Raw genomic sequence first — 13,543 nt, forward strand, 5'->3', positions numbered from 1 at the left:
GGGAGGTGCGACACCTGCCACCGCCACGCCCTGTCCGTGCAGACGTGCGCCTACCCCGCGCAGCGGCGGCGATACAGCGAGTCGGACGGGCGATCGAGCAGTCATGGATCGATGAAGAGGGTTGGCGCCTGTCACTCGACAGGCGTGGACACACTGTACACGGCGCCGACCGGAGCGGCAAGCCATGAATGGTCGGTGACGGCGAGGTCGTGGGACATGCCGGCGTTGGTCACGGAAGTCGAGTTTCCCGTCGCGCAGATCGCGCCGCGACTTGCCTCGGGGCCATCGCCAGGGCGTCAGGCCCGATCAGGCGGTCGGCCAGGCGCCGGTGCGCTCGAGCGTGGGCGAGGTCTCGCCGTCGCGCCACGCCGCCGGCAGTGCGCGTTGCACCCGACGAACTTCACGCACGTGAAGACGCACAAGCCGCTGCGCCCCTTCGAAGCCGCTCTGCATTTCGTCTTGCCAAAGAATTTCCGCGTCGCCCGCCACGTGAAGGAAATCGCCCGAGGCGAAGTCGACGAACAGCAGTCCGGCGCGCGGGTTGGCATACAGGTTGCCGAGCGTGTTGTAGTAAGCGTTGCCGCGGAAATCCGGCCACGTGAGCGTGTTGGCGCCGTCAACCCGCACGAAGCCCGGCTTGCCGCCCCGATGCGAGACGTCGGTGCCGGCGCTGCGTTCGGTCGCGCCATCACCCGCGTAATGCGTGGCGATGAAGAAGGTGTCGGCGCTCGCGATCTGCCACCGGGCGTCGTCGTCGAGCGACGGCCGCGGCAATTCCGCCAACGGCGGCGCCTCATGCCGTTGCGACGTGATCTCGCGCTTGCGAATGTACTGAGGACAGTTGCCGAAGCTCTGTGCGACGCGGATCGCAAAGCCGCCGTCGTCCACGTCGAAGACGCGCCCGTTGACGCGATTGCGCCGTCGCGTCGACGGTTCGATCCCGAGCAGTCCGACCGACGCGGCCGGCGTCACCGCGCGGTGCAGCGGGTCGGTCGTGGGCGGGAGCGCGTTCACGCGCAGCACCGTGGGGTCCGGCGACATGACGAAGCCGGGCGCGCCGCTCAGAAGCGTTGCCCACGGCTGTCCGTGAGCGTCGAGCGCGCCCATCGCCAGAAAGGGCAGTTGCGGGAAGAACTGACGATGCTGCTCCGGCATCGCTGCGCGAATCACGCGCACACCGACCTCGGCCATGGCGTCGCGCGAGCCGGCCAGAGTCTGCACGGCCAGCTCGCCAGCGTGGAACGGTTGCACTGGCGACGCTGCCGGTGTCGCCGGCATCGGGGAAAGCTCGGGCGCGTTCATGTCGTCCTCCCGGGACTCAGGCGGCGTTCAGGCCGCATGCCGAGGCGGCCATCGGCACGAAGCGCGGAAGGGCGGCCACGCGGGCAAGCCAGGCGCGTACGGCCGGATAGGGGGCGAGGTTCACGTTGCCTTCCGGGGCGTGCGCGATGTAGGCGTAACACGCAACGTCCGCGATCGTCGCGGTGTCGCCGGCGAGAAACGAGGTCCCCTGCGGGGCGGCGAGATGCGCTTCCATGCGCGAGAGCAGCAACGCCGCGCGTTCGATCATTGCGCGCGTATCGACATCGCGCTTGAAGACCTCTGCGACCCTGGCCGCGGCAGGACCGAACGCGATATCGCCTGCCGCGACCGACAGCCAGCGCTGCACGCGGGCAGCGGCCACGGGGTCACGCGGCAACCAGACGCCCTGCGTGTCGTAGCGACTCGCAAGGTAGACGAGGATCGCGTTCGAGTCGGCGAACAGTAAGCCGTCGTCGTCGATCGCGGGCACCTGGCCGAATGGACTGATGGCGAGAAACGCCGGCTGCTTGTGCTCCGCGGAAGCGAAATCGATCTCCACGGTCTCGAAGGGCAGCTCGAGCAAACTCAGCATCAACTCCACTCGGTGACAGTGACCGGAGAGCGCGTGCCGGTACAGACGAATCGGCCGGGCGGGCCGTACGGTGCGGGATGTCGTCGCTTCAACGGAATGGGGCATGGCGGATCTCCGATAGTCAGGGGCCGGCGCCGTCTCGCAACGCGAACCGACGACCGATGTAGCGATTCTCTATCTGACCGAATTTCGGATAAATGCCGCGAAGTTGATTTGACTACTCCGATATTCGGAGTAATGATGCGCGGCATGGATAAACTTCGTGCCATGCAGACGTTCGTCGCCATCGTCGATCAGGGCAGCCTGAGCGCCGCGGCGCGCGCGCTCGACGCTTCGCTTCCTGCGGTGGTTCGCACATTGGCGGCGCTCGAGGCGTCGCTGGACGTTCGCCTGCTCAACCGCACCACACGGCGCCTGGCGCTCACCGAAGAAGGGCGCAGCTACCTGGAGACGTGCCGTCAGATCCTGAGCGAGTTGCACGAGGCCGAGGCACGCCTTGCGGCACGGCACGAGGCGCCCAGCGGCACGCTCGTGGTGACCGCGCCCGTGCTATTCGGACAACTGCACGTGGCGCCCGCGCTGCAGCGCTTCCTGCGCGCGCATCCGGCCGTCAAATGCCGTCTGCTGCTCAACGATCGCGTAGTCAACCTGTGGGAAGCGGGTATCGACGTTGGCATTCGCATTTCTCCGCTGGACGACTCGACCCTCGTTGCCCAGGGGATCGGTGCGATTCGTCGTGTCGTCGTGGCGAGTCCGGCGTGCATTGCGGAGCAGGGCGAGGTCACGCATCCGCGCGATCTTGTGAGCAAGAACTGTATCCGCTCGCACGGCGGCGGCTACGGGCAGTGGCGATTCTGGGAGAACGGACGGGAGTATGCGGTGGCCGTCGACGGCAATCTGGAAGTCAATCACGGCCTCACTGCGGTGGAGGCTTGCCTGAGCGGCGTGGGCTACGGATGCTTCCTGTCGTATCAGGTCGCGGCGCCACTGGCCGACGGGCGACTGGTGCGAGTGCTCCAGGCATTCGAAGGGCCGGCTCGGCCGGTCAACATCGTGTACCCGCACGCGCGGTTGTTACCGTCGCGCACGCGGGCGTTCGTCGACTGGATGAAGCGGGAGTTGCGAGACGTGCCGATGATGTGAGCGGCGCGCCGCTCGTCCGGGCTGGCAAGGAAGGGTGCATCAGAGAAAAGAACGCGGAAAGCGACAGGGCCGCTTCCCGCTTAAAAAGCCCGCCGACGCCAACCGGCGGGCCGCTTCGTTCCTCGTGAAATCAGTCGCGGTCGTAGTCGCGGCGCCAGCCACGATGCCAGCCGCGATCGTGACGCTCTTCCCAGCGGCGCTCGCGCCAGTCGTCCCAGCGATCGCGACCGTAGTACACGACCGGGCTGGGCGCTTCATACACGCGAGGCTGCACGTAGACCGGTTGCGGCGGTTCGACATAGACCGGCGTGGCAACGACCGGTGCCGGCACGCCGAGATAGAGGCCGACATCCACGCGGGCCGAGGCGGCCGTCGAGGCGACGGCGGCTGCGGCGCCGAGGGCAGCAATGATGAGAATGCGTTTCATGGTGTCCTCCACCAAAGAGCGCGCTGTCGAGGCAGCGTGCGTGGGCAATGAAGCCGGTAAGTCGGATCGGTTCGCGAAGGGGAGGCGTTGCCGTGGCGAAATCCTGCACACACATCGTCGAACCGTTGATGCCAGTGTATCGACGCGATCGCGTGGGAGGTGCTACGAGTTTGTCTGGGATGTGTCGTTTTGTAACGCGGCTGGACGCGCCGCACGGCGTGTCTGCCCGCGCAACTCGCCATCGATCGGCTCGATCGGCGCGGTCGACACGATGGAAAAGCGGGGCTCGGAAAAAACAAAAGGCGTCACGCGAAAACGCGGGACGCCTTGTGCTTTTGTTCGTTGGTAGGCTCGATTGGACTCGAACCAACGACCCCCACCATGTCAAGGTGGTGCTCTAACCAGCTGAGCTACGAGCCTAGAAAGACCGCGAGTATAGGGTGAATTTCCGAGGCTGGCAAGCGTTTCGCGCGATATTTCTCGAAAAATCTCCCGGGCACGCTCATTCGCCGCGCTTTGCCGTGCCGCGCTTCGGCTTGATTCTCACCCAAAGGCCCTTGTTGCCGCCGGTGCCCGCCCGCTGCTCGACATCGAACAGACCGATGGTCGCGACCAGATCGCTAAGCTTGCCGAAGCCGTAGTTGCGCGAGTCGAATTCCGGGGCCTGTTTGGCGATGTGACTGCCGATGGCGCCGAGGCTTGCCCATCCGTCCTCGTCGGACACCGCGATCACGGCGTTGCGCAGCAGCCGCACGAGCCGCGTGTCGCGCTTGAGCTCCGACGCGCTGCGGCGCTTGCGCGGCGCGGGAGCTTCATCGCCGTCCGGTTCGTCATCCTGGCGCAGCAGCTCCGTGTAGATGAACTTGTCGCAGGCGGTGACGAACGGCTGGGGCGTCTTGCGCTCGCCGAAGCCGTAGACGATCAGTCCCTGTTCGCGAATTCGCGAGGCGAGCCGCGTGAAGTCGCTATCGCTGGAGACGAGGCAGAAGCCGTCGAAGCGCCCCGTATAGAGCAGGTCCATCGCGTCGATGATCATGGCGCTGTCGGTGGCGTTCTTGCCGACGGTATAGCGGAACTGCTGAATCGGCTGGATCGAGAACTCGAGCAGGCACTTCTTCCAGCCGTCGAGATTCGGTTTGGTCCAGTCGCCATAGATGCGCTTCACGCTCGCCACGCCGTACTTGGCAACTTCGGTGAGTAGTCCTTCGACGATGGCGGGGGCCGCGTTGTCGGCGTCGATGAGCACGACGAGCGTGGGGCCCTGGGCGGCCACGGGCGTTGTCACTGGCATGGCGGGGTTCCTTGAATGCGAAAACCTCTCGCGCGGTGTCGCGCGAGAGGTCTCATTATCACCCGGAACGATGGCCGTCATGTCACCGGCGCGGTGTCCCGCGCGGTCAGCGCCCGCGCGCGTCCCCCAGCGGCGCGAACCACAGCACGGCAATGCCCACGAGCAGACTGGCCGCGGCGAACAGCAGGCCGGAGGTGAACGAATGCGTCCAGTCCTTGAGCGCGCCCACGACGATCGGGCTGAGCGCCGAACCGAGATTGCCGACGGCGTTGATGACGGCGAGCCCAAGCGCACGCGTGTGCGGCGCGAGGTTGCGATCGGGCACGGTCCAGAAGATCGCCATGGCCGTGTAGGCGCCTGTCGAGGCCATCGCCACACCCGCGAGTCGCACCGACGGTTCCGGCGCGAAACACGTCACCACCCAGCCGGCGGCGGAGAACAGCATCGGCAGCACGAGGTGCCAGCGCCGTTCCTGGAGGCGGTCCGAGCGGCGGCCCCACCAGATCATGCCGGCGATGGTGCATACGGAGGGAATCGCCGCGAGCAGGCCGATGGTCACGTTGCTGCTGGTCGTGCCGAAGCTCTTCACGATCTGCGGAATCCACAGCGAGGCGAGCGAGAGCGTGTTGACCAGACAGAAATACCCGAGCGCGAATTTCGCCACGCTCGGCGTGAGGATGGCGCGCCACATGCCGGTGTTCTGCCCGCGTGCGTCGTGCCCCCGCGTGGCCACGACGGCGGCGCGATCGCGCGCCAGCATCGCGTCGAGCGCGCGCTTCTCCGTGTGGCTCAGCCAGCGTGCGTCGGCGGGTTTGTCGTCGAGATACCACCAGGTCACCACGCCGAGCAACACCGTCGGCAGTCCTTCGAGCACGAACAGCCACTGCCAGCCGGCAAGGCCGCCCACGCCGTCGAGGCGCAACAGGTAGCCCGACGCCGCCGCGCCGAGCGCCGACGTCACCGGCATGGCGATCATGAACCACGCGTTCGCACGCGCACGGGCGGCCGAAGGGAACCAGTCGCCCATGTACAGCAACATGCCCGGTAGAAAGCCCGCCTCGGTGATGCCGACGATGGCGCGAATGAGATAGAGACTCGTGGCGTCATGCGCGAACATGGTCGCGCTCGACGCCAGTCCCCACGCAATCAGGATCGCCCCGATCCAGCGGCGCGCGCCGAACTTCACGAGCATCAGGTTGCTCGGCACGCCGCAAAGTACGTACGTCAGATAGAACACGGTCGATGCCATGCCGAACATCGTGCTGGTGAGCCCGAGGTCCTGACTCATCGTGAGGGCGGCGAAGCCGACGTTGATGCGATCGAGAAACGAGAACAGGAAAAGCACGAAGAGGAAGCCGAGCAGGCGACGCGAGATCTTGCGAACCACCTGGCGCTCGAGATCCATGTCGTGCACGGCATGCGAGGCGGTTGTGGCGCCATCCTGGGCGCCGGGCAGCGATGCCGAAGGGGCAGATACGGCGATGCCGCCGCCGGACTGGGCGGCAGGGGTGATACGACTCATGATGGGTGTCTTCTCCAACGCTCCCCGCCTTGGTTGTGAGATGGCGGTGTTATGAAAACGGGCCCGCCGTCGAGGGCGGGCGCCGAAGGGAACGATGCGGGTATGGGCGGGGGCGAGTCGCTCAGTGCTGTGTGCTGCGCGCGGCCTGCTCGATGAGATGCAGCACGCGAGGCGCGTCCTGGATCTCGTTGGCCAGCAGCAGGGCGACCTTGGCGAGCAAGCGCTCGCGCCCGTCGTCGGGCGCGTCGTCGATGGCCAGGGCAAGCGCGTCGTAGATCGCTTCGAGACCCGCGATGTCGGTGTGTGGGGTGGTCATGATCAAGCTTCCTTGAGTATCGTGGCGGCTCACGCGCGTGCCGTCGCCTGAGCGAGGGCGGTGGCGAGGCGCGCGGCGTCCAGGCGCAGCCAGCGGGCACAAATGTGGTGATCGGGACGCACGAGGTACGCCGTGCCGTCGGCCGCGCCATATTTGGCGGCGGCGTGCCCGTTCGCATCGCGCAACGTGAGGTCGGCGCCGGCCACGGCGTGGAGCGAGCCGGAAAGTGCGATGACCGTGATCGGTACGCCGCGTTCGCGCCAGGTGGCGACTTCATGGCGCAGCACGTCGTCGAGCGGCGCGTCGCCGAACGTCAGCAGATGGAAGGCGGCGCCAAGGTGGTCATACAGGTAGTCGTTTTCGCCGAGCCGCAGATTCGGCGCCGGGGCACCCACGCCTGGGCCGCCAGGCATCGTGGCGTTGTCGTCGTCGGGACTGTTGAGCGGCGAGTCGCGGTAGTCATGCGCGCGCGACGTGCGCCAGTGAAACAGGGGGCGGACGAATTCGTGCGCCAGCGAGAGATCGAGCACGGCGTCGCGCAGCAGACGAAAGCCATGCGACGGCGGCGTCATGAAGCGCGTGCTCTTGCCCGCTTCCGAGATGATCTCGCGCGCGGCGCCCACGCGATCGTGCGTGTACGACGCCAGGAGTTCGGCCGGGGCGGCGCCTCGCGCCACGGCGGCGAGCTTCCACGACAGATCGATGGCGTCCTGAAACCCGGTGTTGGCGCCGCGTACGCCGAAGATCGGCAGCAGGTGCGCCGCATCGCCCGCAAACAGCACGCGGCCATGCACGTAGTCGGGCAGCGTGAGCGCGCGAGCCGAATACACCGAGCACCAGTCGAGCTCCCAGGGCGTGCCGCCCAGTCCCATCATGTCGAGTTGTGCGTTGATGCGCTCGCGGATGGTCTCGGGCTCGAGCGCGTGCTCCGACGTCTCGGACGCCGGCAACTGGTAGTCCACGCGCCAGATGCCGTCGGGCTCGCGATGCATGAGCACCGTATTGCCCGGGTTCCAGTCCGGCGCGAAGTAGGCCAGGCGCTCGGTCGGCAGATCGAGGTCGATGCGAATGTCGGCAATGACGAAACGGCCTTCGTAGCTCGCCCCTTCGAAGCGCAGGCCCAGTGCCGTGCGCACGGTCGAGCGCGCACCGTCGGCAGCCACCAGCCAGCCGGTGCGCTGCGTATATTCGCCCTCGGGCGTGTCGATCCGCAGCGCGACGCCGTTCGCGTCCTGCGTGAGTCCGACGAGCTTGTTGCCCCAGCGCATCTCGACGAGCGGTTCGCGCTCGATGGCGTCGACCAGGTAGCTCTCGAGCACGTTCTGTTGGAGGTTGATGAGCGGCGCGAAACGGTCGTCCTCGTCGACTGGCGATTCCATGCGGAACACGCGCTGGCCGCGATAGTACGAATTGCCGCTGGTCCACGGCAGTCCCTTGGCCACCACGGCGTCGGCCACGCCCACCGCCTGCAGAATCTCCTGCGAGCGGCGCGTGAAGACGATGGCGCGGCTGCCTTCCGAGACTTGCTGCTCGGCCTGCAACACGACGCAGCGCACGCCGTGACGTGCAAGCGCGAGTGCCGTGACCATGCCGATCGGGCCGCCGCCGACGATCGTGACGGGGACAGTACCGTTCCCGTCGGTGTCGGCCGCTGCGGCGTTGCCCGTCGCGAGGGACGCCGGAGCATAGTGGGGATAGACGCGATACGTGTGATAAAGCGACGCGCGCGGGGTGGTCTCTGGTCGATGCATGGTCCGGCACCTGAAAAGCCGCTCGGCGCGCGGGGCGTGGCGTCTCGTGTCAGCGGGGAGACAGCAGCCGCACCTTGCGCAAATGACGCGGATCGTCATCGAGCATTTAGTTGCTAACACAACCATTCTAGTGTGCTAAGGTTGCGTTCGCAACCAAATATCGACCCCTTTCGACTAGGGGAAAACACTGAAATGCGGCCAGTCCACAAAACGCTCGACCAGTTCCTGACGTACAAGATGCACCGTCTGATGAAGCAGCACGACAAGCGCATTGCACAGTCGTACGCGGAGGCCGCGCAGCTCAGCCTGGCCGAGTCGCGGGTGCTCGCGGCAGTGGGCACGGCGGGCGCGTTGTCGAATTCCGAGCTGGCGCGCCGCGCGAATCTGGACAAGAGCCAGGCCAGTCGCGGTGCGGACGGATTGGTTTCGCGCGGACTGGTCCGGCGCTCGCCTGACGAGCACGACGGTCGCGCGGTCAAGGTCACGCTCACGCCGGACGGCGAGCGCGTCTGGCGCGTGGTGATCGATGCGGCGCGCACGCACTACGAGCGCTTGTTCGAAGCGCTCACGGACGAGGAGATGCTCGCCTACGAAACGCTGCTCGACAAATTGCTTGTGCGCTCCGACGAACTCGACGATCAGGCGTAAGCCGCCACAGCGACGATGCACAAAGGGCGCCCTCGGGCGCCCTTCTTCATTGCCGGCGACGTGTGCCGGCGCGCGCTGCGCATGCGCTTCGCCCGACGATCAGGCGAACGACAACGTCTTCGTCAGGTCGCCCGGCGGCATGGCGCCGCGAGCGGCGAACGCCGCATTGCGATGCGCGATGCCTTCGAGCGTGGGCAGATCGTGCAGGCGCGTGACGAAGCGCAGGATCGACGTGGTGTCGTAGAACGTGTGATCGACGTTGCCGCGCCTGGCGAACGGCGAGACCACGATGGCGGGGATGCGCGAGCCCGGGCCCCAGCGGTCGCCCTTCGGCGGCGCAACGTGGTCCCACCAGCCGCCGTTCTCGTCGTACGTGATCACGACCATCATGTTCTGCCATTGCGGCGACTTCATCAGGTGCGCGAGCACATTGCCCACGTGCTGATCGCCCGACGCCACATCCGAGTAGCCGGCATGCTGGTTCAGGTTGCCCTGCGGCTTGTAGAACGTCACGGCCGGCAGCTTGCCCGCGACCACATCGGCAAGGAATCTGTTCGAGATCGGGCTGTCGCCTTCGCCGCCGTCACGCAGGTGTTCCGTACGGGCGGCCGTGCCCGGCGCGAACTGTGCGAAGTAGTTGAACGGCTGGTGGTGATACTGGAAGTTCGGCCTGTCCGCTCCCCCCTTGTGATCGAGCGCCGACTGCCAGGCGCCGGCGTACCAGGCCCATGACACCCCCTTCGACGAGAGCAGATCGCCGATGGTGGCGAAGTTCTGCGGCGGCAGCGTGGCAGGATTCGACGGATCGGCAAAGCGCTTGTCGCCCGAGGCGGCGGGCTTGACCGGAGACGGCTGATACGCGGGCATCATCGTGTTCACGGCAAACCCGTCGGGCGTGATCGCACCGTCGCGCACGAACTTCGGCTTGCCGTCGGCGGCCGAGGCGGGCGACTCCGCGGACACGGCCAGACGCACGCCCTGGGGGCCGTCGGCGAGCACGGCGATCTTGTCCCTGGCCGGACTGCTCGCGGCATTCGGATAGACGGGCGGACGTGCCGAGACCAGGAACTGGTGATTGAGGAACGACCCGCCGAAGGCGGCCATGAAGAAGTTGTCGCACATCGTGTACTGCTGCGCGATCTTGTACAGGTCAAGCGTCTTTGCCGTCTCGCCGTAGTAACCCATGACCAGGCCGCCCGAGTCGGCCCATGCAGCGAACTGATTGTTCGCGCCGCCGTTGATCTGCATCTGGTTCTGCCAGAACAGGTGCCACAGATCGCGCGTGATGACCGACTCCGGCAGCAGCTTGCCCTCGGCGTCCTTGAGCATGTACGGCGCGTTCGGCTGGCGGGGAATGTCCTTCTCGCCGATGTGATACTTCTTGCCGCCGAGCATTTGCGGGCGCGGCACCAGACCGTCGAAGACCGGCGGCAGCAGTGACATCGGCGTCTTGCCGTCGCGATCGAGCTGCGTGTACGCCGACGCGGGCACTTTCGACAGCGGCTTCTCCACGCCGGGGAAGTCACCGAAGAGATTGTTGAAGCTGCGATTCTCCAGGTAGATCACGACCACCGTCTTGATGTTTGCCTTGAGCTGCGCGTCAAACGTGCCGCCCGGTGCGACGGCCGTCGGGGCGCCTGCACCGGCGTCGGTGGCGCAGCCGGCCAGCGCGGTGGTGGCGCCCGCCGCACCGGCCGCGCCGATGGCGGCCAGACCCTGGAGCAGGCGGCGGCGCGACGGGTCCGACGGGTTGTCGTCGTTCGGACCGGCGGCGGAATCGTGGGGCGTGGTGTCTTGCGTCATGGTGTCCTTGGGTGTCCTGGTTTGGCGTGTCGCGCAATGCGGCGCGTGCGCGCGGGCGCGACCGGTCGGCAAGGACGGACGTACGAGAGACCTTGTGCCGTCGGCCGGCCCGGGCGGGTGAGGCAGACGACGTTTTTACGCGGGGACTGTGACAAATGGGTGACATCGCCGGGATGTCACCGCACGCGTGCCGGCCGCGACCGGGGTGCGACGCCGGGTGTCAGGCCGGAGGTGCTGCAGGGGCGGGCGGTGCCAGCGGTGCCAGCGGTTTGGAACGCGAGGGAAGGCGCCCGGGATAGCCGGTGTCCTCGAACAGACCGGTGCGGAACTGTTCGACCAGATCGTCGAGCAGCGCGCGCAGGGCGCTGGGCATTTGCTTGCGCGAGATGTATACGCCGTAGATCGTCATCTCGCGCGGCACGTAGTCGGGCAGCAGGGCGCGCAGGGTGCCGTCGCGCAGATACGGCAGCGCCGAATAAACGGGCTGGAGGGAAATGCCCGCGCCGGCGAGCGTGGCGGCGAAGACCGCGCTGACCTCGTTGGCCGACAGATTGCCTCCCACGGGCACGCCCAGCGGCGCACCGTTGTGCGTGAACTGCCAGAGGCTCTTGCCGAAATACGTGTAGGTCAGGCAGTTGTGAAGCGCGAGGTCTTCCGCTCGTTCGGGCGTGCCGTGACGCTGAAGGTAGGCGGGCGCGGCGCAGACCACGGAATGGCAGGTCGCCAGCCGTCTTGCGATGAGACCGGGCGACGGCTCGCTCGTGACCCGAATGGCCAGGTCGATGCGTTCGTCCACCAGGTCGATGGTCCGATCGGCCACCACGAGATCGATCGCCACGCCGGGGTGTCGCACGATGAACCGAGTGACAGCGGCCGCCAGGAACGCCTGCGCGAGCGAGGTGCTGCAAGCCACACGCAGCAGACCGCGCGGCGTGCTGTCGGCCTGCGAGGCGCAGGCGAGATCGTCCGCGATCCCGAGCATTTCCCGGCAGCGCGGCAGCGCGTCGTTGCCGGCGTCGGTCAGGCTCACTGCGCGGGTCGTTCGGTGCAGCAGCCGGGTACCCAGCCATGCCTCCAACTCCGCCAGATAGCGCGAAACCATCGCTCTCGACATGTCCAGCCGCTGTGCCGCCGCGGTGAGAGAGCCGCGTTCGGCCACCTCCGTGAAGACGCGCATCGCCGTAAGACGGTCCATGATTTGCTCGATCGATGCAACAAAGAGATCGTCATTATGGGCTTTTTTTGCGCGACTGGCGCGACTACGATGGCATGCATCACAAGCGCCCTACGACGGCTACGACGGCCATGACGGCGCGACACGACACAGGACAATCGAGATGACCTACGCGACCTTGCATTACATCGCCGATCCGCTTTGCGGCTGGTGCTACGCGGCGGCGCCCCTCGTGCGCGCGGCGCGTGACGTGGCCGGCCTTGACGTGGCGCTGCATGGCGGTGGCATGATGGCCGGCCCGAACGCGCAGCCGGTCACGCCGCAACTGCGCAGCTACGTCATGCCGCACGACCACCGTATCGCGGAGCTGACCGGTCAGCCGTTCGGCGACGCCTACTTCGACGGATTGCTGCGCGACGGCACCGCGGTCTTCGACTCCGCACCGCCGACGGCCGCCGCGCTGGCTGCCGAGGCGCTGGCCGGGCGCGGACTGGACATGTTCGCCGCCATGCAGCGCGCGCACTACGTCGACGGCAAGCGCATCGCCGAGCGCGACGTGCTCGTCGACATCGCCGCCGATCTCGGGCTGGACCGCGCTGCGTTCGCGAAGGCGCTCGACGCCGTCGATGCAAACGCGCTCATGGCGCATTTTCGCGAAAGCCGTGCGTGGCTCGCGCGCGTGGGCGGCAGCGGTTTTCCGACCTTTGCGCTGGAAATCGACGGCCGCCTGGAGCGTCTCGAACCGGGGCGCTATCTCGGCCAGCCCGACGCATGGCGCGACGCGTTGCGCGAGCGTCTGATGGCCGCGCAGGCCACGTCCGCCGCCGCGGGCGACGCCGCCGCGTTGCCGCAGTGCGGGCCCGACGGCTGCACGATCTGAACGTGCGTCGCCTCTCTCCGAATTCCCCCTCAACTGCAGGAGTCGTCTGATGAAAGTCGCATTGATTGGTATTACCGGTCGCGTGGGCACGCGCGTTGCCGAGGAACTGCGCCAACGTGGCCACACGGTCACCGGCATCGCCCGAAATCCCGAGCGCGTCGAAGCGCAGTCGGGTCTGAGCGTGGTCAAGGGCGATGCGTCCGATCCGGCGTCGCTCGCGCCGTTGCTCGCCGGTCACGATGCCGTGATCAGCGCGGGCCGCTTCGTCTCGATGGATGCCGCGAAACTCGTCGATGCCGTCAAGCGCGCCCACGTGCCGCGTCTGCTGGTGGTAGGCGGCGCAGGAAGCCTCGAAATCGCGCCGGGCAAGGCACTCATCGATACGCCGGACTTCCCGCAGGCCTACAAGCCGGAAGCCGCCGCCGGACGGGACTTCCTCCAGGTGCTGCGCGCCGAGCCGAAGGATTCGGCGCTGAACTGGACGTTCCTGTCGCCGTCGGCATTGTTCGAGCCGGGTGAGCGCACCGGCAAGTTCCGTCTTGGCGACGACACCCTGCTCGTCGACGGCAACGGCAAGAGCTGGATCTCGATGGAGGACTACGCCATCGCGCTGGTCGATGAACTCGAGAAGAACGCCCATCCGCGCGCGCGTTTCACGGTCGGCTACTGACCGACCGGGCCCTCGCACGACGGC

General features: G+C 67.1%; 12 protein-coding genes, 1 tRNA gene and 1 pseudogene. 4 read left to right on the forward strand and 10 right to left on the reverse strand.

Features of this window, described 5'->3' with window-relative positions:
- Positions 1 to 306: 306 nt before the first annotated feature.
- Positions 307 to 1,302, reverse strand: a complete 996-nt coding sequence (locus W930_RS0110830; RefSeq protein ID WP_023872863.1) for a pyridoxamine 5'-phosphate oxidase family protein — start codon at positions 1,300 to 1,302, stop codon at positions 307 to 309.
- A 16-nt stretch (positions 1,303 to 1,318) separates the two neighbouring features.
- A complete protein-coding gene (locus W930_RS0110835; protein ID WP_023597959.1) occupies positions 1,319 to 1,999 on the reverse strand; it encodes a glutathione S-transferase family protein in 681 nt (226 codons plus the stop codon).
- 144 nt (positions 2,000 to 2,143) lie between these two features.
- On the opposite strand from W930_RS0110835, the gene W930_RS0110840 reads away from it, so the two are divergent.
- Positions 2,144 to 3,037: a LysR family transcriptional regulator gene (locus tag W930_RS0110840; RefSeq protein WP_023872864.1), complete on the forward strand. Its 894-nt coding sequence runs from the start codon at positions 2,144 to 2,146 to the stop codon at positions 3,035 to 3,037.
- 130 nt (positions 3,038 to 3,167) lie between these two features.
- On the opposite strand, the gene W930_RS0110845 is transcribed toward W930_RS0110840, so the two are convergent.
- From W930_RS0110845 to W930_RS0110870, 6 genes and pseudogenes are all read right to left on the reverse strand, one after another.
- Entirely contained in the window at positions 3,168 to 3,464 is a 297-nt protein-coding gene (locus tag W930_RS0110845; RefSeq protein ID WP_023597957.1) for a hypothetical protein, read from the reverse strand.
- Between the two features lie 343 nt (positions 3,465 to 3,807).
- Positions 3,808 to 3,884, reverse strand: a tRNA-Val gene (locus tag W930_RS0110850).
- Positions 3,885 to 3,969: 85 nt separating this feature from the next.
- Positions 3,970 to 4,755: pseudogene (locus tag W930_RS0110855) on the reverse strand (NYN domain-containing protein); the annotation flags it as partial.
- Between the two features lie 106 nt (positions 4,756 to 4,861).
- Complete coding sequence (locus W930_RS0110860) at positions 4,862 to 6,277, reverse strand: MFS transporter (protein ID WP_024788426.1); 1,416 nt, start codon at positions 6,275 to 6,277, stop codon at positions 4,862 to 4,864.
- A gap of 121 nt (positions 6,278 to 6,398) precedes the next feature.
- Positions 6,399 to 6,593 (reverse strand): hypothetical protein, encoded by a 195-nt coding sequence (locus W930_RS29140; protein WP_023597954.1) that lies wholly within the window; start codon positions 6,591 to 6,593, stop codon positions 6,399 to 6,401.
- 29 nt (positions 6,594 to 6,622) lie between these two features.
- On the reverse strand, positions 6,623 to 8,344 hold the full coding sequence (locus W930_RS0110870) for an FAD-dependent monooxygenase (RefSeq protein ID WP_023872868.1): 1,722 nt from the start codon (positions 8,342 to 8,344) through the stop codon (positions 6,623 to 6,625).
- Between the two features lie 192 nt (positions 8,345 to 8,536).
- Here W930_RS0110870 and W930_RS0110875 point away from each other — a divergent pair, with 192 nt between their 5' ends.
- On the forward strand, positions 8,537 to 8,992 hold the full coding sequence (locus W930_RS0110875) for a MarR family winged helix-turn-helix transcriptional regulator (protein ID WP_023872869.1): 456 nt from the start codon (positions 8,537 to 8,539) through the stop codon (positions 8,990 to 8,992).
- Positions 8,993 to 9,091: 99 nt separating this feature from the next.
- On the opposite strand, the gene W930_RS0110880 is transcribed toward W930_RS0110875, so the two are convergent.
- Both W930_RS0110880 and W930_RS27000 read right to left on the reverse strand, forming a co-directional pair.
- Positions 9,092 to 10,795, reverse strand: coding sequence for an acid phosphatase (locus tag W930_RS0110880; protein ID WP_023597952.1), 1,704 nt, complete (start codon positions 10,793 to 10,795; stop codon positions 9,092 to 9,094).
- Between the two features lie 220 nt (positions 10,796 to 11,015).
- A complete protein-coding gene (locus W930_RS27000; protein ID WP_023597951.1) occupies positions 11,016 to 11,990 on the reverse strand; it encodes a LysR family transcriptional regulator in 975 nt (324 codons plus the stop codon).
- Between the two features lie 142 nt (positions 11,991 to 12,132).
- Here W930_RS27000 and W930_RS0110890 point away from each other — a divergent pair, with 142 nt between their 5' ends.
- Both W930_RS0110890 and W930_RS0110895 read left to right on the forward strand, forming a co-directional pair.
- Positions 12,133 to 12,849 (forward strand): DsbA family protein, encoded by a 717-nt coding sequence (locus W930_RS0110890; protein ID WP_023872871.1) that lies wholly within the window; start codon positions 12,133 to 12,135, stop codon positions 12,847 to 12,849.
- A 49-nt stretch (positions 12,850 to 12,898) separates the two neighbouring features.
- Entirely contained in the window at positions 12,899 to 13,519 is a 621-nt protein-coding gene (locus W930_RS0110895; RefSeq protein WP_023872872.1) for an NAD(P)-dependent oxidoreductase, read from the forward strand.
- Positions 13,520 to 13,543: the final 24 nt, after the last annotated feature.

Origin of the sequence: Pandoraea sp. E26, from assembly GCF_000681415.1 — a bacterium.
GTDB classification, from domain to species: domain Bacteria; phylum Pseudomonadota; class Gammaproteobacteria; order Burkholderiales; family Burkholderiaceae; genus Pandoraea; species Pandoraea pnomenusa.